This window comes from Castellaniella sp., assembly GCF_034674885.1.
Taxonomy (GTDB): domain Bacteria; phylum Pseudomonadota; class Gammaproteobacteria; order Burkholderiales; family Burkholderiaceae_B; genus Castellaniella.
The window spans coordinates 1-20748 of the sequence record NZ_JAUCDS010000016.1 but is presented as its reverse complement, the minus strand read 5'-3'; the positions used below and the strand labels follow the sequence as shown (position 1 = coordinate 20748).

At 64.3% G+C, this 20748-nt stretch carries 17 protein-coding genes, 1 tRNA gene and 2 pseudogenes; 10 read left to right on the top strand and 10 right to left on the bottom strand.

The window, feature by feature from the left end:
• Nucleotides 1–34 precede the first annotated feature (34 nt).
• The 8 genes from VDP74_RS10105 (at nt 35) to VDP74_RS10070 (ending at nt 7914) form a co-directional block, all read left to right on the top strand.
• A complete protein-coding gene (locus VDP74_RS10105) occupies nt 35–652 on the top strand; it encodes a TIGR00730 family Rossman fold protein (protein ID WP_416232971.1) in 618 nt (205 codons plus the stop codon).
• A gap of 111 nt (nt 653–763) precedes the next feature.
• Nucleotides 764–1552 (top strand): transporter substrate-binding domain-containing protein, encoded by a 789-nt coding sequence (locus VDP74_RS10100; RefSeq protein ID WP_322999501.1) that lies wholly within the window; start codon nt 764–766, stop codon nt 1550–1552.
• A gap of 90 nt (nt 1553–1642) precedes the next feature.
• Nucleotides 1643–2332, top strand: a complete 690-nt coding sequence (locus VDP74_RS10095; protein ID WP_322999500.1) for an ABC transporter permease — start codon at nt 1643–1645, stop codon at nt 2330–2332.
• The gene (gene hisM, locus VDP74_RS10090) at nt 2329–3039 is read left to right on the top strand and encodes a histidine ABC transporter permease HisM (RefSeq protein ID WP_322999499.1); all 711 of its coding nucleotides are present in this window, start codon (nt 2329–2331) and stop codon (nt 3037–3039) included. The genes VDP74_RS10095 and hisM overlap by 4 nt, the downstream gene beginning before the upstream one ends.
• A gap of 5 nt (nt 3040–3044) precedes the next feature.
• The gene (locus VDP74_RS10085) at nt 3045–3812 is read left to right on the top strand and encodes an ABC transporter ATP-binding protein (RefSeq protein ID WP_322999498.1); all 768 of its coding nucleotides are present in this window, start codon (nt 3045–3047) and stop codon (nt 3810–3812) included.
• Nucleotides 3813–3920: 108 nt separating this feature from the next.
• Nucleotides 3921–4826 carry a hypothetical protein gene (locus VDP74_RS10080; protein WP_322999497.1) on the top strand — a complete coding sequence of 302 codons (906 nt, stop codon included), beginning with the start codon at nt 3921–3923 and terminating at the stop codon, nt 4824–4826.
• Nucleotides 4827–4861: 35 nt separating this feature from the next.
• On the top strand, nt 4862–6598 hold the full coding sequence (locus VDP74_RS10075; RefSeq protein WP_322999496.1) for a lysozyme inhibitor LprI family protein: 1737 nt from the start codon (nt 4862–4864) through the stop codon (nt 6596–6598).
• Nucleotides 6595–7914, top strand: a complete 1320-nt coding sequence (locus tag VDP74_RS10070; RefSeq protein WP_322999495.1) for a lysozyme inhibitor LprI family protein — start codon at nt 6595–6597, stop codon at nt 7912–7914. The genes VDP74_RS10075 and VDP74_RS10070 overlap by 4 nt, the downstream gene beginning before the upstream one ends.
• Nucleotides 7915–7962: 48 nt before the next feature.
• On the opposite strand, the gene VDP74_RS10065 is transcribed toward VDP74_RS10070, so the two are convergent.
• The 10 genes and pseudogenes from VDP74_RS10065 to scpB form a co-directional block, all read right to left on the bottom strand.
• Entirely contained in the window at nt 7963–8295 is a 333-nt protein-coding gene (locus VDP74_RS10065) for a GNAT family N-acetyltransferase (RefSeq protein ID WP_416232970.1), read from the bottom strand.
• Between the two features lie 108 nt (nt 8296–8403).
• Nucleotides 8404–9030, bottom strand: a pseudogene (locus VDP74_RS10060) (YqiA/YcfP family alpha/beta fold hydrolase); the annotation flags it as partial.
• A gap of 153 nt (nt 9031–9183) precedes the next feature.
• The gene (gene typA / locus VDP74_RS10055; RefSeq protein WP_322999494.1) at nt 9184–11004 is read right to left on the bottom strand and encodes a translational GTPase TypA; all 1821 of its coding nucleotides are present in this window, start codon (nt 11002–11004) and stop codon (nt 9184–9186) included.
• Nucleotides 11001–11756 carry a tRNA pseudouridine(55) synthase TruB gene (gene truB, locus VDP74_RS10050; RefSeq protein WP_322999493.1) on the bottom strand — a complete coding sequence of 252 codons (756 nt, stop codon included), beginning with the start codon at nt 11754–11756 and terminating at the stop codon, nt 11001–11003. The genes typA and truB overlap by 4 nt, the downstream gene beginning before the upstream one ends.
• 35 nt (nt 11757–11791) lie before the next feature.
• Nucleotides 11792–12202 (bottom strand): 30S ribosome-binding factor RbfA, encoded by a 411-nt coding sequence (rbfA, locus tag VDP74_RS10045; RefSeq protein ID WP_322999492.1) that lies wholly within the window; start codon nt 12200–12202, stop codon nt 11792–11794.
• An 18-nt stretch (nt 12203–12220) separates the two neighbouring features.
• Nucleotides 12221–15127, bottom strand: coding sequence for a translation initiation factor IF-2 (gene infB / locus VDP74_RS10040; protein ID WP_322999491.1), 2907 nt, complete (start codon nt 15125–15127; stop codon nt 12221–12223).
• 55 nt (nt 15128–15182) lie between these two features.
• Complete coding sequence (gene nusA / locus VDP74_RS10035) at nt 15183–16667, bottom strand: transcription termination factor NusA (RefSeq protein WP_322999490.1); 1485 nt, start codon at nt 16665–16667, stop codon at nt 15183–15185.
• Nucleotides 16664–17134, bottom strand: a complete 471-nt coding sequence (gene rimP, locus VDP74_RS10030) for a ribosome maturation factor RimP (protein ID WP_322999489.1) — start codon at nt 17132–17134, stop codon at nt 16664–16666. Before rimP ends, nusA begins: the two co-directional genes overlap by 4 nt.
• Nucleotides 17135–17363: 229 nt before the next feature.
• A complete protein-coding gene (gene rluB, locus VDP74_RS10025; protein WP_322999488.1) occupies nt 17364–18926 on the bottom strand; it encodes a 23S rRNA pseudouridine(2605) synthase RluB in 1563 nt (520 codons plus the stop codon).
• A gap of 91 nt (nt 18927–19017) precedes the next feature.
• Nucleotides 19018–19605 (bottom strand): annotated as a pseudogene (gene scpB / locus VDP74_RS10020) (SMC-Scp complex subunit ScpB); the annotation flags it as partial.
• 68 nt (nt 19606–19673) lie between these two features.
• Here scpB and VDP74_RS10015 point away from each other — a divergent pair.
• Both VDP74_RS10015 and VDP74_RS10010 read left to right on the top strand, forming a co-directional pair.
• Nucleotides 19674–19750, top strand: a tRNA-Met gene (locus tag VDP74_RS10015).
• A gap of 270 nt (nt 19751–20020) precedes the next feature.
• Nucleotides 20021–20748 (top strand): helix-turn-helix transcriptional regulator (locus VDP74_RS10010; RefSeq protein WP_322999486.1); only part of this gene is annotated, 728 nt, incomplete at its 3' end.

Sequence of the window (20748 nt, the reverse complement as noted above, 5' to 3'; positions counted from 1 at the left end):
ACGGCTTTCGGCGGAACAACAGATTCCCACGATTATTGCAGAGATGAGCAAAGCCGCCACGGCTTTCCAGAAAATCGGCCTGGGCGTCAGCATTTTCGGCAGCGCCCGCATTCCGCGCGGCCACCCCTTCTACGAACTGGGCCAGGAACTGGGCGCTCGCATCGCACAACTGGGCGTGCCGGTCATCGCCGGCGGCGGGCCGGGCCTGATGGAAGCCGCCAACCGGGGCGCCTTCGAAGCCGGCGGACGCAGCGTCGGACTGAACATCCGCCTGCCTCGGGAGAACACCGACAATTCCTACCAGACCGACAGCCTGCACTTCGAATACTTCAATTCGCGCAAGGCCTCGTTCTTCATGCACAGCCTGGCCTACGTGGTACTGCCGGGCGGCTTTGGCACCCTGGACGAGCTGTTCGAGGCCATCACGCTGGTGCAGACGCTGAAACAACCCCCCGCACCCATCATCCTGGTGGGCACCGAATTCTGGTCCGGCCTGATCGACTGGATCCGCGACCAGCTGGTTCCCAACGGCACGGTCAGCCCCTTCGACATCGACCTGATCACCGTCACCGACGACCTGGACGAGGTCATCCGCCAGATCCAGGACGCCGTTCAGATCGAACCCAGCCGCGAGCCTGCCCTGCCTGAATAAGCCGTATCTACGGGTAATGCTTGATGCGGCTGCGCTGCGTCCTGAGTTAACATCACGCCTTGTTACCGCCGGGCGACTACCCCGATTCCGGCCCCACAGGAGAACCATCCGATGAAAACGACTTTGCTTGGCGCCGCGCTGCTGATCGCAGCCGGGCTGATCCCCGCGGCCAGTTCCGCCGCCGATGCCCAGGAACTCAAGATCGCCACCGAAGCCGGCTACCCCCCGTTTGAATACCGCAATCCGAACGGTCAGCTCGAAGGCTTCGACATCGACATCGGCAACGAACTGTGCAAACGGCTGCAGCGCAAATGCGTCTGGATCGATCAGTCCTTCGACGGCTTGATCCCAGGCCTGCAGGCCCGCAAATTCGACCTGGCCAACTCCACCATGACCGCCACCGAGGCTCGCAAGAAAGTCATCGACTTCTCCACGCCGATGTACATCGTGCCGGTCAAGCTCATGGTCAAAAAAGGCAGCGGCCTCGAACCCACCGCCGAATCCCTGAAGGGCAAGCGCGTGGGCGTGCAGCAAGGCACCACCATGGAAACCTACGCCCGTAAATACTGGGCGCCCAAAGGCGTGACCGTGGTGTCCTACCCCAGCTACACCAACGCCTACGTAGACGTGACCGCCGGGCGCCTGGATGCCACCTTCCAGGAAGCCCAGAGCGCGGTTGAAGGTTTCCTGAGCAAACCCGAAGGCGCGGACTACGAACTGGCCCAGATGACGCTGGACGATCCCATCCTGAACGACCCCATCGCCATGGGTCTGCGCAAAGGCAACAAACTGAAGACCGACGTGGACAAGGTCCTGAAGGCCATGCTGGCCGATGGCACCATCCAGGGTTTCGCGAAAAAATACTTCGCCGAAGGCCTGATCCAGTTCCCCGCTCAATAATCGGGTCTGCGGCATGCCGCACGCCCTGACCGCCCGGATGGCCTCAACGGCCCTGCATGACCGGGCGGTCTTCATTCCTGATCGTCTTCCATGTTTCTGAACGGCTACGGCCCCCTCTTGCTGGCGGGGACCTGGGTCACCATCCAGCTTGCCCTGCTATCCCTGCTGGTCGCCCTGGGCCTGGGGCTGCTGGGCGCCTGGGCAAAACTGTCCGACGCCTGGGGCGCACGCCTGCTGGCGACGGCCTACACGACGCTGATCCGGGGAGTCCCGGACCTGGTGCTGATGCTGTTGATCTTCTTCAGCCTGCAGATCTACCTGAACAACTTCACCGACCTGCTGGGCCTGGATCCCATCGACATCGATCCGTTCGGCGCCGGCGTGCTGACGCTGGGCTTCATCTACGGCGCCTATTTCGCCGAGACCTTTCGCGGCGCCTTCATGGCGGTGCCGCAGGGCCAGCTGGAAGCCGCCACCGCCTACGGCATGCGTGAATTCCAGGTGTTTCGCCGGGTGCTCTTCCCGCAGATGATGCGCCACGCCCTGCCGGGCATCGGCAACAACTGGCAGGTGCTGCTGAAATCCACGGCCCTGGTGTCCCTGATCGGTCTGTCCGACCTGGTCAAGGTCGCCCAGGACGCCGGCAACGTCACGTTCCGGGTGTTCCTGTTCATCAGCCTCACGGGCCTGATCTACCTGGCGCTGACCACCGTGTCCAACGGCGTGCTGTACTGGCTGGACAAGCGCTACAGCGTGGGCGTGCGTGAGGTCTCCCTATGATCGACGTGCTGGACCAATTCTGGCGGGCCTACCTGTATTCCAGCAACGGCAGCCTGTCGGGCATGGTGATTACCCTGTGGCTGCTGGTGCTGTCGGTGTCGATGGGCTTTTTCATGTCCATCTTCCTGGCCGTGGGCCGGGTGTCGTCGCGCCGCTGGCTGTCGATTCCCTTGTGGGCCTTCAGCTACGTCTTCCGGGGCACGCCGCTGTACGTGCAGATCCTGTTCATCTACGCCGGCATCTACAGCCTGGACGTCGTCAAGGGCACGCCCAGCCTGGCGGACTTCTTCCAGAACGGCTTCAATTGCATGGTCGTGGCCCTGACACTCAATACGGTGGCCTACACGACGGAAATCTTTGCAGGCGCCATCCGCGCCACCAGCGCCGGCGAAATCGAGGCGGCTCGCGCCTACGGCATGACGCGCTTTGCCCTGTACCGCCGGGTGATCCTGCCCTCGGCGCTGCGCCGGGCACTGCCCGCCTACAGCAACGAGGTCATCCTGATGCTGCACGCCACGTCGCTGGCCTTCACCGCCACGGTCCCAGACATCCTGAAGGTCGCGCGCGATGCCAACTCCGCCACTTACCAGACCTTTGCGTCCTACGGAATCGCCGCCCTGCTCTACCTGGGGCTGTCATTTACCCTGATCGGACTGTTCCGCTGGTACGAACGCCGTACACTGGCCTATCTGGGCCATCACCGATAACACCCATGTCCAAACTCGACGTACTCAACATCCACAAGCGCTACGGTGACAACGAGGTCCTCAAGGGCGTCTCCCTGCAGGCCAACGCCGGCGACGTGATCTGCATCCTGGGCTCCAGCGGCTCGGGCAAATCCACGTTCTTGCGCTGCATCAACTTCCTGGAAAAACCCAACCAGGGATCCGTGTCGCTGAACGGCGAACTGTTGAAGATCACCCACGACAAGCACGGCGAACCGCATGCCGTCGATCTGGATCAGCTGCGCCGCCTGCGCTCCAAGCTGGCCATGGTGTTCCAGCACTTCAACCTGTGGGCGCACATGAACGTCCTGGGCAACGTGATCGAAGCCCCCATCCAGGTCCTGAAGCTCAGCCGCGCCGAAGCCACGGAACGCGCCCGGCACTACCTGGCCAAGGTCGGCCTGGACCCCAAGGTCGAAACCCAGTACCCGTCGTCCCTGTCGGGCGGCCAGCAACAGCGCGTGGCCATCGCCCGCGCCCTGGCCATGGAACCGGAGGTCATGCTGTTCGACGAACCGACATCCGCGCTGGACCCGGAACTGGTGGGTGAAGTCCTCAAGGTCATGCAGAAACTGGCCGAGGAAGGCCGTACCATGCTGGTCGTAACCCACGAAATGGGCTTCGCCCGCAACCTGGCCTCGCAGGTCATGTTCCTGCACCAGGGCGTGGCAGAAGAAACCGGCGCACCCGCCGACATCTTCGACAATCCGCAAAGCCCCCGCCTGCGGCAATTCCTGTCGGGCAACCTGAAGTAAGGCCGCCACCCCGGCTTCCCGGTCAAAACCCGCCCGATTCATTCATTTGAATGAATCGCTTTCGCGGGCTGCTTGATAGACTGCTTCCAAGAACGACAAGGGGGCGGCATGGAAGGCAAGGGCACCGGCCCGGCATTGGGAATCATGGGCATCACGATCGTGCTGGCGCTGATGCTGATCCACATCGCCTGGAAACGCACCGATATCCACGATCACATGCTGGGAGCCGTGCTGGGCATCGTCCTGCTGGCAGCGGTGCTGGCCATGGTGTTCCTGTTCTTCGGACTGCCAGGCAATCGACGGCCCATCGTCTTCTTCCTGACCTTCTTCATCCTGCTCACACTGCCCGGCACGGTCTTTCTGTTCGCCCGGGCGTACACCGGGTTCCGCCTCAACACCTACGACCTCGACGCACCGGGCATGCCTTCGCCGCTGCTGTTCCTGCTGCCCTACATCGCCCTGGCGGCCCTGGCCTTCATCCGCCTGACGAGCTGGTCCATGACTTTCGAGCCCGCCCCGGGCTCCAGTGCGATCAGCATGCAGGACCTGCGGCAGCGCCTGCAGGCCATCAATGACGGCGCTGAATTCCCCTTCACCGTCACCTCCGGAAAGCGCCCGGACGAAGTGATCATCGACTGGAAGTACGCCGACGCGGTCTGGCTGGATCTGCTCCGGGTGCACAAGATCTCGGCACTCACCCGGCTCACGATCCGTCTCGACGAGACCGACCACACGGCGCGGGTGCGCGAGACCCAATCCCAGTTCAACGCATCGGCTGGCACGGGCGGCCTGGGCCTGTCGTTCTACCAGCAGTGGGGCGCCATCACGTTCTACGAGGCCCGTCAGGAAACCCTCTATGGCATCCAGATCGAGAACGGCCGACCCGTGGCCAAACTCAGCTACACCTACAGGTTCGACATCCGGGAAATGCGCGATCCCCTGCTGAAACTGATCACCGAGAACGGCTGGACGTTCAAATGCGTGACTCTCCCCCTGAAGTGGCTGACCGGATAGGCGCGACACCCACCCAGACATCCGCGAGGATCTCCATGACACGATCGACACGCACCGCCCCCGCCCGAGCGAATCTTCTCCGGATCCTGCTGGCAATTCCACTGATCGCACTGGCGGCGACCTGGCCCGCCGCTGCACAGGACGACGATCAGGCCCGCTGGTTCAACGAACACTACGACGATATGACGATCCTTGCCTACGGCACCCCGGACAGCGACGACGTCGCTCTTTATTTCGGATGCAGTCCGGGTACCGGCATGATGAAGATCTATCTCCAGGACGAGCACAGCGGCGCCAAGGCAGGCGAGCAAACGGCCATCCGCCTGCAGGCAGCCGGCCAACGCCTTGAATTCTCTGCTCCGGGCCTGGAAAACCAGGACTCGGGGGGCACGGATTTCAGCGCCGAACTGCCCCTGGACGATGCCTTGCAGCGTCTGCTGCGCGCCAGCACCAGCCTGGACATCACGATCAGGCAGCATACCGAACGCTACCCCCTGGCCCGCGCGGCCGAACCCGCAGCCCGACTGCTGGCCGCATGCAAGGCACCACCACCCCCGCAAGCGCAAAGCATCCCTGCCGGCTTCGACTGCGCTCGGGCTGAACGGCCAGTCGACCGCTTCATCTGCGCGCACGCGGCACTGCGCTGGCAGGACCTGGCTCTGTCCCGCAGCTACGCGGCGGCCAAGGCAGCGGTTGCGGGCCCGGCCCGCGACGAACTCGTGCACAGCCAGCGCGAGTGGGTACGCGAACGCGACCGCCGCTGCATCGCCGATCGGTCATTCAAAGAGTTGTCGGATACCGACAAGCCATTGCAGGCACTGGCCTATGACTGCCTGGACACCGTCTATCTGGGCCGCCGCCAGGTTCTGCAGGACAGGGGCGCTGCGCCACTGGCGCCCACGCGCATCGCACCCATCGACCTGTCGCCGATCGCGGCGGCGCGCCCGGATGCCCGGAACGGATCCGACCTGCTCATCGCCGGCATCCAGGCCTCGCCCGACGGCGCCCTGCTGGCGATCCTGCTGCCCAGCCAGGAAATCGACAGACCCGATCAGGTCTGGCTTTACCGGATCGCCGATGGCAAGCTGGCCGAAGCCACGCCGCCTCCGGACCAGAATCAGCCCCATTCCGACGACGCGCCGATGGCAATCCAGGCACTGGCCTGGCGGGACGGCACGCTGCATGCGCGCGTCGCGCTCTGGGGAGCAGGCGACGACCCGGAACACGGCACAAACGCGGTCTATGCCGCGACCCTGGACAGCCACCGGCGGCTGGACCACGTCCCGGACGCGATCCAGGCCTTGCTCGACGAGGCGGCCGGATCCGACACCGTCGAACCGGACAAAGCGCTGGAAAGCGACCGTGACGCCCTCGGCGTCCTCCGGGGCAACCGCGACTTCCTTGTCTGGACCGCAGATCTGGGGCGCGGCACCATCGAACTCAGGACACGCAGGCGCGGCGCCGCAGCGCCGGTCTACCGGGCCGCCCGGGGTTCGTGGGAACTCGAGTCGTACCTCTTCGATACCCGCCGCTCGCAGATCGTGTATGCGGCCGACACGGGAATCACCCTGCTGGACCTGGCCACCCGCAGCGAACGGCGCATCGCAGGTACCTCGCGTGGCGACCACCCGTACGCACTTTCCACAGATCAAAGCCTTCTGGTCTGGTCCACGCGCAACGCCTGCGGCGACGAATACCTGGCGGCGCAGGACGAGAATGCACCCGAACAGTTCTGCCTGGCGCACCTGCCGGCCCCGGAGCGGCGGCCATGAAAGACCTGCGACGAACCACGGGGCTGCACCTCGTGATCCTGGCAGCTGCATTATCCGCCGCAGCCCTGGCCCTCCCGACGCCTGCGCTGGCCTTCGGGCCAAGTTTCGACTGCAACAAGGCCACGCGCCAGATCGACCGGGCGATCTGCGCCTGGGGCGATGTGGGCATGCTGGACGGCCGGATGGCAGCTGCCTACCAGGCTGCCATGATCTCGCAGCCGAACGCAGCCGCCCTCATGGCGGCCCGCGCGCAGCAGCGGGCCTGGCTGGCGGAACGCGACCAGCGATGTTCTCTGGCAAACGTGCAGCCCCTGGCCGCAAAAAAACGCAGCACCCTCAGCCCCCAGGAACTCGGCCAGCGCCTGTGCCTGCAGACCCTGTATCCGCCGCAGATCGCCAGGCTCGTGAATCTCGCCGCGCCCGCGCTGATGCCGCAGGAGATCCAGAACCTGCCGATCACGCCGCTGAAAGCCGCCTACCCGGACACCTGGCGACAACTCGGCTACCAGGCCGGGTTCTCCCCGGACAAGACCCTGATCGCGCTGGGCGTCGAGGACGATGCGGGCTACGTGATACAGATCTGGCTCTATCGAATCGCAGACGAACGCATGGCCGTCGCATCCCCGCTCATCCCCCCTGGCACGCCCAAGGCGCCCGAGGACATCGGCGCCTTCGCCCCGTGGGTCTGGGGGCAGGACGGTCTCCTCTATGTCCAGGCCCGCCGCCCATATGGCAAGGACAGCCTGTTTGGCGCCGACATGGAGGGCTATGCCGAACAGAGCGCGCCGCCACCCGACATTGCCCGGCAATTGGCCGGCGACGACTCGGCCAGCGCGCTCATGCCGGGCGACAGCGCTGCACCCCGAAACCAGTCCCTGCCCGGCCTGGACGACGACAGCCGCAACGAGCAGCGAGGGGGCGCCATCACGGCCTGGGCCCAGGACAAAGGGCATGGGTCATTCGAACTGCGCACGGCGCGACCCGACGACGGCGCGCCACGCATCATCGCCACCGGTGGCTGGGAATTGGCGGACTTCCTCCTCGACCCCGAAGGCAAACGTCTGTTCTACAGCAGCGAAAATGGCATCATGGTCGCCGATCCCGGCACGGGCGCAACACGACGCCTGGATGGCACGCGCGGCACACCCTCCAAAGCCCGGCTGATCACCCTATCGGCCGACGGCGAAACACTGCTCTATTCCGCCCGCGCAGCCTGCAACAGCGACGCCACCGAGGAACAGAGCCCCCAGGAAGCCGCCAACCAGGAAACGCGCCTGTGTCTTGCGCGCCTGCCCCTGGCCGCCGGACATCCATGACCCCGGCGGACGAACCGGTGCCCTCTCATCTGAATGCAGGATAAGCCGTCAGAAGCGCAGCCGCATCAGCCGGTGCTCGATCCCGGCGTCCATGAAGGTATCACCTTCTTCCACGAAACCGTGGCGGGTATAGAAGGGCCGGGCCTGCATCTGCGCGGCCAGGACGACTTCGGCATCGCCGCGCCGGCGCGCGGCGTCCACCAGGGCGTTCAGCAGCAAGGAACCAACCCCTGAACCCCGCCAGGAACGGCGCACGGCCATCCGGCCGACATGCCCGTCTGGCAGCAGACGACCGGTGCCCACTGCCTGCCCTGCCGTATCGTAGGCGATCGCATGCAGGCACTGGGCGTCCTTGGGGTCCAGTTCTTCTTCCAGCGGCACCTGCTGTTCCTGGACGAAGACTTCCAGCCGGATGCGCGAGGCCTCGGGTCCCAACGTATCCCAGTCTCCCGTCACGACGCGGCAGACATGGGTGGCTGTGCCCGGAGATGCGGCCAGCGCGAAATCCAGGACTTCCGGCAGCCAGTGCCTGAAATCCGACAGCCCATGGTCGCTGCCTTCGATGATGCGTTGGCGGCCGCCGGCAAAACGCGCCTGCATGTCGCGCCAGTCCAGTACCTCGTCGCCGGTGGCGGCCAGCAGGAAATAGCGCTCGGGGCGCGTCAGGACGCGGATGTCGGCCTCGGCCCGAGCCAGCTCGTCCACATGCTCGGGTAGAAATTCGAATGGCTCGTCGCCATGAAACGTGCGGTGGGACCCGACCTGCGTGCCCAGATCCCGGGCCGCATGCACGACCGGGTTGAGCAGCACGGCACGGCAGCCCAGGCGTTCGGCCAGCCATGTGGCGTAGAAACCGCCCAGTGAAGAGCCGACCACCGTCAGGCGATCGACCGCGCCGCCTGCCGCCCGATCCCGGCCTTCACCGCCGGGTGCGGTGCCTTGGGCCAGAAGCTCCTCGGCCAGGCTCAAGGCCAGCCGCATCGCCTCTGCGGGACTGGCAGGCAGCTGGGGGCAGCGCCAATCTGCGGCCAGCCCGCGTGCGGCCAGCGCCGCCGCCATCACGCGTGCCTTGAAGGAATCGGGAGAGGAGCGGAATCCGTGCAGATAGAGAATCATGATGTCCAGGCAGAGAATGGCATTCCGGGCGCCTGCGGGCGCGCGACGGAGCCTCGCCCCATTGTAAGAGCAGCGGGCCGCGCCGCATGCCGGAACGAAAAACCCCGCCACGAAGGGCGGGGTCGTCCGGATCATCGGATCAAGGTACCCGGATCAGGCCGATTCGCGCATGCTGCGGCGACGCTCGTGTTCCTGCAGGTAGCGCTTGCGCAGGCGGATCGACTTGGGCGTGACTTCGACCAGCTCGTCATCCGCGATGAATTCCACTGCGTATTCCAGGTTCAGCGCGATGGGCGGCACCAGGTCGATGTGTTCGTCCTTGCCCGAGGCACGCACGTTGGTCAGCTTCTTTTCCTTGATCGGGTTGACCACCAGATCATTGTCGCGGGAATGGATGCCGATGATCATGCCTTCATAGACCGGATCCTGGGGAGACACGAACATGCGGCCGCGTTCCTGCAGCTTCCACAAGGCATAGGCCACGGCCGTACCGTCGTCCTGGCTGATCAGCACGCCATTGCGACGTTCGCCCACACCGCCCTCGCGCACCGGAGCATAGTCGTCGAAAATATGGCTCATCAGGCCGGTGCCGCGCGTCAGCGTCATGAACTCGCTCTGGAAGCCGATCAGGCCACGCGCCGGGATCCGATATTCCAGGCGGGTGCGGCCACGACCATCAGGGGACATGTCCTGCAGGTCGCCCTTGCGGCGGCCCAGCTCTTCCATGACGCCGCCCTGATGCGAATCTTCCACGTCCACCGTCAGCAGTTCGTAGGGCTCGCATTTCACGCCATCCAGTTCCTTGAACATGACGCGGGGCCGCGATACGGCCAGCTCGTAGCCTTCCCGACGCATGTTTTCCAGCAGGATGGTCAGGTGCAGTTCGCCCCGGCCGCAGACTTCGAACACGGTGTCGTCGTCGGTGTCGTTCACGCGCAGGGCGACGTTGGACTTCAGTTCGCGGTCCAGGCGGTCGCGCAGCTGGCGGCTGGTGACGAACTTGCCCTCGCGCCCGGCCAGGGGCGAGGTGTTCACCATGAAGTTCATGGTCAGGGTGGGCTCGTCGATGCGCAGCATGGGCAGGGCTTCCGGCGTCGCCGGATCCATCAGCGTGCAGCCGATGCCGATGTCCTCGATGCCGTTGATCAACACGATATCGCCTGCCTCGGCAGAATCCACCAGCACGCGGTCCAGGCCCTGGAACTTCAGCACCTGGTTCACGCGACCCTTGATGGCTTCGCCTTCGGGGCCGAACTTCACAGCCACGTCCTGGCCGGCATGCAGGCGGCCGCGATTGATGCGGCCCACGCCGATCTTGCCCACATAGCTGCTGTAGTCCAGGGAAATGACCTGCAGCTGCAACGGCCCTTCGGCATCGTCCTCGCGCTGCGGCACGTATTGCAAAATGGCATCGAACAGCGGGCGCATCGTGCCCGAGCGCACATCGTCAGTCAGGCCAGCATAACCGGACAGGCCCGATGCGTAGATCACCGGAAAATCCAGCTGCTCTTCCGTCGCGCCCAGCTTGTCGAACAGATCGAAGGTGGCGTTGACCACGAAGTCCGGGCGCGCGCCCGGGCGGTCGACCTTGTTGACCACGACGATGGGCTTCAGGCCCAGGGCCAGAGCCTTGCGCGTTACAAAGCGGGTCTGCGGCATGGGGCCTTCGACCGCATCGACCAGCAGCAACACGCCATCGACCATGGACAGCACACGTTCGACCTCGCCGCCGAAGTCGGCGTGTCCCGGGGTGTCGATGATGTTGATGTGCGTGCCTTCGTATTCGACGGCGCAGTTCTTGGCCAGAATGGTGATGCCGCGCTCGCGCTCGATGTCGCCGGAATCCATCACCCGTTCGGACACCTGCTGGTTGTCGCGGAAGGTGCCGGACTGCCGCAGCAGCTGGTCAACGAGAGTGGTCTTGCCATGGTCCACGTGGGCAATGATGGCCACGTTGCGCAAAGCTCGCTTCATAAGGTGATTTCCTCGGTAGATACACTCGCCGGGCGCAGTCCGTCCGGCAAGGCGTGTAAAGGGATGAGCGCCGACTGCGGCGCGGCCATGGCCTGCAGGGCTTCCAGCCCGATGGCCTGCTCGATCTTGAAGGGGCCGACGGCCGTGCGCCGCAAGGCCGACAGATGCCCCAGGCACCCCAGGCTGCGGCCGATATCCTGGGCCAGGGTGCGCACATAGGTGCCTTTGCTGCAATGCACCCGCAGCCGGGCGGATACGCCGTCGCAGGCCAGCAGGTCCAACGCATGAATCGTGATCTGGCGAGGCGGGCGTTCCAGCTCGATGCCCTGGCGCGCATATTCGTACAAGGGCTTGCCGTCGCGCTTGAGCGCCGACACCATGGGGGGGATCTGTTCGATCTCGCCCCGGAATCCGGCCAGCACGGATTCCAGCGTCTCTGCCGAGACGGCGGGAATCTCGTCTGCCCGCGCCACGATGTGGCCCGTCAGGTCCCCGCTGTCGGTTTCCTCGCCGAAGGCAACCGTGGCTTCGTAGACCTTGTCGGCCTCGAGCATGGCGGAGGAAATTTTTGTGGCACGGCCAAAGCAGCAGATCAACAGGCCTGTGGCGAAAGGGTCCAGGGTGCCGGTATGCCCCGCCTTGCGGGCATCGACCGTGCGTTTGGCGCGCTGCAGCGCATGATTACTGGAGAGGCCCTCAGGTTTGTCCAGCAAAAGGACACCGTCGAGCATCTGCCCGCGTCGGGAAGCCATCGTTCAATCCGTTCAGATGAGTGACGACCGCCCTGTCAGGGCTGGCCGTCCGGGTCTTCGAGCTCGGGAATTTCCGATGCGCCCGCCTGGGGACGATTGGCCCGATCGATCAGTTGGGTCAGTTCGATACCCCGCGCCAGCTGCACATCGTGCACGAAACGCAGCGTGGGGACCGTGTGAATATGCAGCAGCTTGAAAAGCTGCGAATGCAACCAGCCGGCCTTGTCGTTCAGGGCCTGCGCCGCCGTGCCGGGTTCGGCGCCCAGCACGGTGAAATAGACTTTCGCATGGGCGTAATCCGTCGACAGATCGACCCCGGTCAGGGTGATCAGTCCGGCCCGCGACACATCGATCTCGCGCTGCACCAGCGCCGCCAGATCCTGCTGGATCTGGTCGGCCAGGCGCGTGTTGCGGCCGGGATTCGGTTTGGATTTATGACGACCCATGATTCACAAGCCGCGCCATCACAGCGAGCGGGCAATTTCCTTGATTTCAAAGACTTCGAGCTGGTCACCGACCTGGATGTCGTTGTTGTTCTTGAGCGTGATCCCGCAATCGAAGCCGGATTTGACTTCCTTGACGTCGTCCTTGAAGCGACGCAGCGATTCCAGCGTGCCGGTCCAGTGCACCACGTGATTGCGCAGCAGGCGTACCTGGGAATCGCGCTTGACCAGGCCTTCGAGCACCATGCAACCGGCGATGTTGCCGATCTTGGACACCGTGAAGATTTCGCGGATCTCGACCATGCCGATGACTTCTTCGCGCTTTTCCGGCGCCAGCATGCCCGAAAGCGCGTTCTTCACATCATCGATGGCATCATAGATGATGTTGTAGTAGCGCAGATCGATTTCGTTGGTTTCGGCAAGCTTCTTCGCGGGCTGGTCGGCACGCACGTTGAAGCCGATGACGACGGCGCCGGACGCAATGGCCAGGTTGACGTCGCTTTCCGAAATGCCGCCCACGGCCGCATGCACAACCTGCACGCGGACTTCGTCGGTGGACAGTTTCAGCAGCGACTGGACCAGGGCTTCCTGGGACCCCTGCACATCGGTCTTGACGATCAATGGCAGCGTACGCACGCCTTCGCCCAGATTGTCGAACATGGATTCCAGCTTTGCGGCCTGCTGACGGGCGAGTTTGACATCGCGGAACTTGCCTTGGCGGAACAGCGCGATTTCACGCGCCTTGCGCTCGTCGGCCAGCACCAGGACCTCGTCGCCGGCAGCGGGAACTTCGGCCAGGCCTTGAATTTCGACCGGCGTCGAGGGGCCGGCTTCGGCGGTGGGCTTGCCAGTGTCGTTCAGCATGGCGCGAACCTTGCCGAAGGCCACGCCGGCCAGCACGGCGTCGCCGCGATGCAGCGTACCGCTTTGCACCAGAATCGTCGCCACCGGACCGCGCCCTTTGTCGAGACGGGCCTCGATGACGATGCCCTTGGCCGGCGCGTCGATCGGCGCCTTCAGTTCCAGGATCTCGGCCTGCAGCAAGACGTTTTCCAGCAGGTCGTCGATGCCCTGGCCGGTTTTCGCCGATACGGAGATGAAGGGCACGTCGCCGCCGTATTCTTCCGGCACGACTTCTTCGGCCACCAGTTCCTGCTTGACGCGTTCGGGGTTGGCTTCGGGCTTGTCGATCTTGTTGATGGCGACGACCAGCGGCACATTGGCCGCCTTGGCGTGGTGGATGGCTTCGCGCGTCTGCGGCATGACTCCGTCATCGGCCGCCACCACCAGAATCACGATGTCGGTGGCCTGGGCGCCGCGCGCCCGCATGGCCGTGAAGGCCTCGTGGCCCGGGGTGTCCAGGAAGGCCACCACGCCACGGTCGGTCTTGACGCTGTAGGCGCCGATATGCTGGGTGATGCCGCCGGCTTCGCCGGTGGCGACCTTGGTGCGGCGGATGTAGTCCAGCAAAGATGTCTTGCCGTGGTCGACGTGACCCATGACAGTCACGACCGGCGCGCGCGGCTGGGCTTCGACCTCGTCGGCGGTTTCGGTGTCGGCCAGGAAGGCTTCCGGGTCGTCCAGTTTCGCCGCAATCGCCTGGTGGCCGAGTTCCTCGACCACGATCATGGCGGTTTCCTGATCCAGGATCTGGTTGATCGTCACCATCTGGCCCAGCTTCATCAACTGCTTGATGACCTCGGCGGCCTTGACGGACATCTTGTGCGCCAGATCGGCCACGGAAATGGTTTCCGGGACATGGACCTCGCGGGCAATGAATTCTGCCTGTTGCGGTTCCTGATGATCGGCCTGGCGGCGACCCTTGCCGCGCCCGGTCTTCCCGCCACGGCTCTTGCTGCCGGCGCGCCAGGCTTCCTTGCCGGAACCGGCGGACAGCGTATCGGCCTTGGACGGCTTCTTGCGCCCATCGTTGGACCAGGTGGAAGACACGTCGGCGGTCTTGATGACTTTCTTGCCTTCGGTTTCTTTCTTTGCCACGCCCTTGCCAGCAGGCTTGTGCAGGGTCTTGGTGGCGGCTTCGTCCGGTTCCGCTGCGCGCAGGACCTTGCGCGGCTGGCGCATCATCTCGCGCAGCGCGGCAGCTTCGGCCTCGGCGGCCTTGCGGGCGCTTTCGCGGTCGGAATCGGCCGGAGCTCTGCGAGCCTTGCCCGGCGTCGCGGCAGGCGCGGCCACGGGTGCCGTGGAGGCCTCCGGGCGGGGGGCCGCCGGCTGCGCTGCGCCGGCTTCGGCGCGCGCATGGGATGACTGAGTGGAGGGAGAGTCAACGGACGTCTCGGCAGGCGCAGCCTGCGGCTCGACGACAGGGGTTTCGCTCACGATTTCCTGCTTGGATTCAGTAGAAGGTGCTTCTGGGGCGGCGGCCTCGGGGGTATCTGCTGCCACGGCATCGGGCGCCGGGGCGGGCGTTTCGGGCTCTGCCGGGGCTTCCTGGGTCGCAGCCGGCGCGACGGACTCGGCCGCCTGCGGCACAACTGCCGGCGTTTCCACGACAGGTGCGACCGGGGTCGCTACAGGTTCGGCCGCAGCCGGTGCTGCTTCGATAACCGGATCGGCTTCCGGAGCCGCCTGTGCGCCGGCGGATTCTGCGCGGGCGGCTTCCAGGAGTTCGGATCGGTCACGCTTCACCAGCACGCGTTTCTTGCGGACCTCGACCTGGATGGTGCGCGAACGCCCCGAACCGTCGGCCTGATGGATCTCGGATGTCTTGCGACGGGTCAGCACGACCTTTTTGCCCGAGTCCGAGCCATGGGAGCGCCGCAGTGATTCCAGCAAGGCGCTCTTGTCCGCCTCGGTCACGTCAGCATTCACCGAGTCGAGCTGGACGCCAGCCGAGCGGAAATGATCCAGCAGGACGTTGGCGGGCATGTTCAGTTCTTCGGCGAATTGGGCGACGGTGTTACTCGGCATTCGACTCTCTCTTTGACTACGTTAAGGGGCTCGGTGCGGTGGGATGCGACAGCCTTCAGGCTTGGTCGTCCTCGAACCAGTGGGCCCGTGCCTGCATGATCATATCGCTGGCGGCTTCTTCCGACAGGCCGGTCAGTTCGGCCAGTTCGTCGGCCGCCAGTTCGGCCAGATCATCCAGTGTGGTGATGTTGTTTTCGGCCAGCTTGGCTACCAGCGGAGCATCCATACCTTGAATTTCCAGCAGGTCCTGGGCGGTCTGCACGCGTTCTTCCTGGGCAATGGCCTCGGTCAGCAGTGCATTGCGCGCCCGGGTGCGCAATTCATTGACGGTTTCCTCGTCGAAGGCCTCGATGTCCAGCAGTTCCTGCAAGGGCACGTAGGCGACTTCTTCCAGGCCCGTGAAGCCTTCGTCGATCAGGATGTCGGCGACTTCTTCGTCCACGTCCAGTTTCGTGATGAAGGCATGACGCAAGGTCGTGCGTTCCTCGTCCTGGCGATTCTGGCTTTCTTCCGGCGTCATGATGTTGATCTGCCAACCGGTCAGCTCGGATGCCAGACGCACGTTCTGACCGCGAGCGCCGATGGCCTTGGGCAGATTTTCCTCGTCCACGACGACGTCCATGGCGTGCTTGTCTTCGTCCACCAGAATGGATTCGACGTGCGCTGGCGCCAGGGCGCCAATGACGAATTCGGCTGGATCGTCGGCCCACAACACGATGTCGACCTGTTCGCCACCCAGTTCATTGCGCACGGCAGTGACGCGGGAACCACGCATGCCGACGCAGGTGCCGATCGGATCGATTCGCTTATCGTACGCCACGACTGCGATTTTGGCACGCACGCCCGGGTCACGGGCCGCTGCCTTGATTTCGAGCAGACCCTGTTCGATTTCAGGGACTTCGTTGTCGAACAACTCACGGATGAAATCGGGCGAGGTGCGCGACAGGATGACCTGTTGACCACGCGCCGTGTGATCGACCTTGAGGACCCAGGCCCGTACACGATCGCCGGAACGGATGTTTTCCTTCGGGATCATCTCGGAACGCGGCAGGCGGGCCTCGACCTTGCCGATTTCAATGATGGCATCGCCCTTATCGAGGCGTTTCACCGTGCCGGAGACGATGTTTTCACCGCGATCCAGGAAATCGTTGAGCACCTGTTCGCGCTCGGCGTCGCGGATCTTCTGCAGAATGGCCTGCTTGGCCGCCTGCGCACCGATCCGGCCGAACTCGATGGGTTCGAGAGGTTCTTCGATGTATTCGCCGACTTCGATGCCCGGCACGATATCCTGGGCATCCGTATAGAGTTCCTGGGCATCGGGTTCTTGCAAGCCGGCCTCGTCGGGCACGACCAGCCAGCGACGGAACCCCTCGTGCTCGCCAGTCTGGCGATCGATGGCCACGCGAATGTCCACGTCTTCCTTGAAGCGCTTTTTCATGGCAGAGGCCAGAGCGCTTTCGAGGGCGCCGAACACCACATCGCGTTCAACGTTTTTTTCACGCGCCAGGGCGTCGACCAATAGAAGAATTTCGCGACTCATCGCTTCTTACCCTTGAAATCGAGAACAGGATCCAGGTGTGCCCGGTCCACATCGTCAAAAGAAAACGGCAGCGTCTGCAGCTGGCCCGCCTGGTCTTCGTATTCCAGGCTGAGGGCGGGCGACGTGTCGCCCGCGACGCGCAGCACGCCGGTAAAGACCTTGCGGGACTCGACGGCCTCGCGCAGGCGCAGTTCGATGCGCTGGTCGGCAAAGCGGACATAGTCCGCCAGGCGACGCAACGGCCGATCCACCCCGGGAGAGCTGACTTCCAGGCGTTTGTAGTCGATATTGTCGACTTCGAACGCGTGGGACAGCTGGCGCGAGACCTGTTCGCAGTCTTCGATGCGCACCCCGTCGGGGCGATCGATCACCACGCGCAAGACCCCCAGGGGCGCGCGCTCGACATCGACCAGTTCCACATCGAAACCCAGCAAGGCCTGCTGGGTGACCGCAAAGATATCTGCCATAAATTCCAAAAAAAAAGGGGCTGTCCCGCAGCCCTCTGTTGGCCCCGCGAAACGCACCGCAGGGTGTATTCAGGAACCGCCGAACACCCGCCCGGGCAACTGGATGCGCACTGGAAAATGCACAATCCAGACAAGGCAGGTATTCGGTGGACACAGCACCAAAGCGCTGTAAAGCCTTAGATTATAACAGCATTTCGTCGTTTATATAAGGTTTTTCAGGCCCTGTTTCTCAGCGGCCACGCCCGACGCGTGCCAACTGGGATTCGTGCGCATGCGCGCCCTGGGGCTGGCGCTCTGCCCCATCCCGAGAGCGGGGTTTGGCCGAACGGCGATTTTGTTTCTGCGCGGCGGGCTTATTGGCAGACTTCGGCGGCCTGGGCTGACCGGCGTCGCCGACGGGCCGCGCACGGCCCTTGGGTTCTCGAGCGCGCTGCTGGCCGTCGGGCTGCTGCGGCCTGGACGGCTTGCCGGCCTTCCCCTGCCCTTGTCGTGCCGCAGGACTGCCAGCCTTGGCCGACCTGGATTTGTGATGAGGCTTGGGCGACGCAGCCTGCTTGCCGCCGTCCGGATGACCGTTGGCCAGTCCGCCGCTGATCAGCAGGCCCGTCGTGAAGGGATCGATGGTGGCTTTGCGCCCGCCAGACACCCGGCCACGCCGATTCAGGCGTGCGCCGTGCTGGCCGTTCTGGCCCGGCGTACCGAAGCCCGGCGGCAAGGCGCTGGCGTGTGACAGCGGCTGGCGTTCCACCTGGCCGTCGGCGTCGTCATCCACAGCCCGAATCAGCCCGAGCTGCACCATCAGGGCACCCACCAGTTGCTCGTCCAGTTCGTCCCAGCGACCGCGCCGCAAATTGCTGGGCAGGATGACATCGCCAAAGCGCGTACGGATCAAGCGGCTGACCGTGACCCCGGCAGCCTGGAACATGCGTCGGACTTCGCGGTTGCGGCCCTCGGACAGCGTGACCCGATACCAGCGATTGCTGCCTTCGCCACCGATGTAGTCCAGGGAATTGAACTGTGCCTGACCGTCTTCAAGCTGGATGCCAGTCGTCAGTTCGGCTTGCTTTTCATCGCTGAGTTCGCCCAGCACACGCACCGCATATTCGCGCTCGGCCTCATAGCGGGGATGGGACAGGCGATTGGCCAGCTCGCCCGACGTCGTCAGGATCAGCAGGCCTTCGGTGTTCAGATCCAGACGCCCGATCGACAGCCATTTCCCGCTGCGGATGCGCGGCAGCCGCGCAAAGACGGTGGCACGGCCTTCAGGATCGTCATGGCTGACGATCTCGCCGGCCGGCTTATGGTAGAGCACCACTCTGGGCAGCTTGCCGGCCTTGGGGCGCGACACAAGGCGGCCATTGACGCGGACCTTATCATTGGGACCCACACGCTGGCCCACATGGGCGGGCTCGCCATTGACGGACACGCGCCCGGCAACGATCAGGTCTTCCATGTCGCGGCGCGACCCGATGCCGGCTTCGGCCAGGACCTTGTGCAGCTTGGGCATCAGGGCGTCGCTGTTCAGATAGCGATCCAGGCGCTGTCGGGTCTGATGGTCTTCCAGGTACGACAAGGCGTGATCGGCTTCTTCGGCCGACCCGGCATCCACGACAGGCGCCTGGTCCGCAGGCGTTCCGGCCTGCGCATCCCCGCGACGGCGGCGAAACGGCGTGCGCAGTTTTCGGCCCCCACGCGAACGGCCAGGGGCGCTCTTGCCTTCCTGGCCGGAAGCCGAGGGCTCTGTCGGCGCCTGGGCCGAAGCATGCGATGTCGTTTCGATGTCTGCTGTCATGGGGTTCGGTGACTCCTACACAAAATTCTGATCATGATGATGGGGCAGCCGGTGCCTGCGGTGTCCGGTCCGGCTCGGAATCAAGTTCCGGCGCCGACTCTGTCGGGTCGTCAGCATCTGCGGCATCCGGCGCGGTCAGCGCCAGGGTTTCCAGTACCTGCACGGAATCGTCTGCATCCAGCGCCGGCAGTTCGTCCAGCGCCCGCAAGCCCAGGTCTTCGAGAAAGCGTCGCGTGGTGCCCAGCAAGGCGGGGCGCCCGGGCGCATCCCGATAGCCCAGCACTTCGATCCAGCCCCGGTCTTCGAGGGTGCGAACAATCTGTGCCGACACGGTGACGCCGCGAATGTCTTCGATATCGCCACGCGTCACAGGCTGTCGCCAAGCAATGATTGCAAGGGTTTCCAGCACGGCGCGAGAATATCGAGGCGGCTTTTCGGGGTTCAGACGCCCCAGGTAATGCTGCATGTCGGGACGGCTCTGGAACCGCCAGCCGCTGGTCAACTGCACCAGTTCGAGGCCCCGGTCACGCCAATCCAGTTGCAAAGAAGCCAGATGGCGCCGGATGTCGTCCCCGGAAATCGTGTCTTCGAAGAGGCTGCGCAATTGTGCCACCGGCAGCGGCGCATCCGCGCACAACAAAGCGGTTTCCAACACCCGCAGGATTTCCGTTTCCGTCATTTTATCGTGAACTCCGAAGGTTTGCTTGCATTATTTTCGCAGACTATGTTATAGTTATGTTCTTCAGACGCGGGATGGAGCAGTCTGGTAGCTCGTCGGGCTCATAACCCGAAGGTCATAGGTTCAAATCCTATTCCCGCAACCAGAATTAGGGACAGGCCGGATTCAATTGGATCCGGCCTGTTTTTTTATGTCCGTAAACTGCAATGTTCCAAAGACTGCCAGCGCAGAAGAGGGGCAAAAAAAGCAGGACGAAAAAACAGGACAAAAAAGCGGAACGAAAAAAGGACCAACCGAAGCACCCGCCCCAGGATTGGTATTCTGGACACGGATGCTCCGGCGGTCCGGGGCTCTCGAGGAAGAGAGTAAACTGATCCGTCATTCATGTTTGGCGACAAACGGCTTTGAAACAATCATGAACGGACATATCCCGACCATCCAGCAGGGCTACCTGCAGGATCTGCCCCGTCCCCTATACGGCCATATCGACAGCCAGCCCAATATGATCATCCCCGGGCCGCATGAACACGCCTGGGCGCAACTATCGTACGCCATCCAGGGGCACCTGCAGGTCTGGACGCCCCAGGCCCGCTTCATCGCGCTGTCGCAGCGAGCTGTCTGGATCCCGGCGGGAGTCCGCCACCGCGTCTACGAATCGCCGCATACCGTGATCCGCAGTCTGTACATCGACGGCCCCGCGCTGGGGCTGGACTGGGCCGACTGCCGCGTGCTGGTCATCAGCCCCTTGTTGCAGGAACTGATACGCCGCTTCAGCACGGTTCCCGTCGAATACGACCCGAACGGGCCCGACGGCCGGCTGGCACGGGTGCTGGCCGACCAGATCGCCGTCAGCCCGGAGGCCGGCCTGGTCCTGCCCTGGCCATCGGACGAGCGGCTGCAACCCCTGTGCCGCCAGCTGCATCTCGAACCCGACTCCGCCCCTACCCTGGCGGACTACGGGCGCCAGGTGGGGCTGTCGGAAAAGACATTGACGCGTCTATTCCTGCAGCAGACCGGACTGGGTTTCCGCCTATGGCGCCAGCGCGCCCGGCTGGTCCACGCCCTGCCGCTGCTGGAGCGCGGCGAGCGCATCACCGACGTGGCGCTGGCCTGCGGCTACGACAGCCTGTCGTCCTTCATCGC

What these genes read in the sequence shown, in the direction of transcription:
- VDP74_RS10100 (WP_322999501.1), top strand. Translation starts at nt 764, where the DNA reads ATGAAAACGACTTTGCTTGGCGCCGCGCTGCTGATCGCAGCCGGGCTG.
- VDP74_RS10095 (WP_322999500.1), top strand. Translation starts at nt 1,643, where the DNA reads ATGTTTCTGAACGGCTACGGCCCCCTCTTGCTGGCGGGGACCTGGGTC.
- hisM (WP_322999499.1), top strand. Translation starts at nt 2,329, where the DNA reads ATGATCGACGTGCTGGACCAATTCTGGCGGGCCTACCTGTATTCCAGC.
- VDP74_RS10085 (WP_322999498.1), top strand. Translation starts at nt 3,045, where the DNA reads ATGTCCAAACTCGACGTACTCAACATCCACAAGCGCTACGGTGACAAC.
- VDP74_RS10080 (WP_322999497.1), top strand. Translation starts at nt 3,921, where the DNA reads ATGGAAGGCAAGGGCACCGGCCCGGCATTGGGAATCATGGGCATCACG.
- VDP74_RS10075 (WP_322999496.1), top strand. Translation starts at nt 4,862, where the DNA reads ATGACACGATCGACACGCACCGCCCCCGCCCGAGCGAATCTTCTCCGG.
- VDP74_RS10070 (WP_322999495.1), top strand. Translation starts at nt 6,595, where the DNA reads ATGAAAGACCTGCGACGAACCACGGGGCTGCACCTCGTGATCCTGGCA.
- typA (WP_322999494.1), bottom strand. Translation starts at nt 11,004, where the DNA reads ATGAAGCGAGCTTTGCGCAACGTGGCCATCATTGCCCACGTGGACCAT.
- truB (WP_322999493.1), bottom strand. Translation starts at nt 11,756, where the DNA reads ATGGCTTCCCGACGCGGGCAGATGCTCGACGGTGTCCTTTTGCTGGAC.
- rbfA (WP_322999492.1), bottom strand. Translation starts at nt 12,202, where the DNA reads ATGGGTCGTCATAAATCCAAACCGAATCCCGGCCGCAACACGCGCCTG.
- infB (WP_322999491.1), bottom strand. Translation starts at nt 15,127, where the DNA reads ATGCCGAGTAACACCGTCGCCCAATTCGCCGAAGAACTGAACATGCCC.
- nusA (WP_322999490.1), bottom strand. Translation starts at nt 16,667, where the DNA reads ATGAGTCGCGAAATTCTTCTATTGGTCGACGCCCTGGCGCGTGAAAAA.
- rimP (WP_322999489.1), bottom strand. Translation starts at nt 17,134, where the DNA reads ATGGCAGATATCTTTGCGGTCACCCAGCAGGCCTTGCTGGGTTTCGAT.
- rluB (WP_322999488.1), bottom strand. Translation starts at nt 18,926, where the DNA reads ATGACAGCAGACATCGAAACGACATCGCATGCTTCGGCCCAGGCGCCG.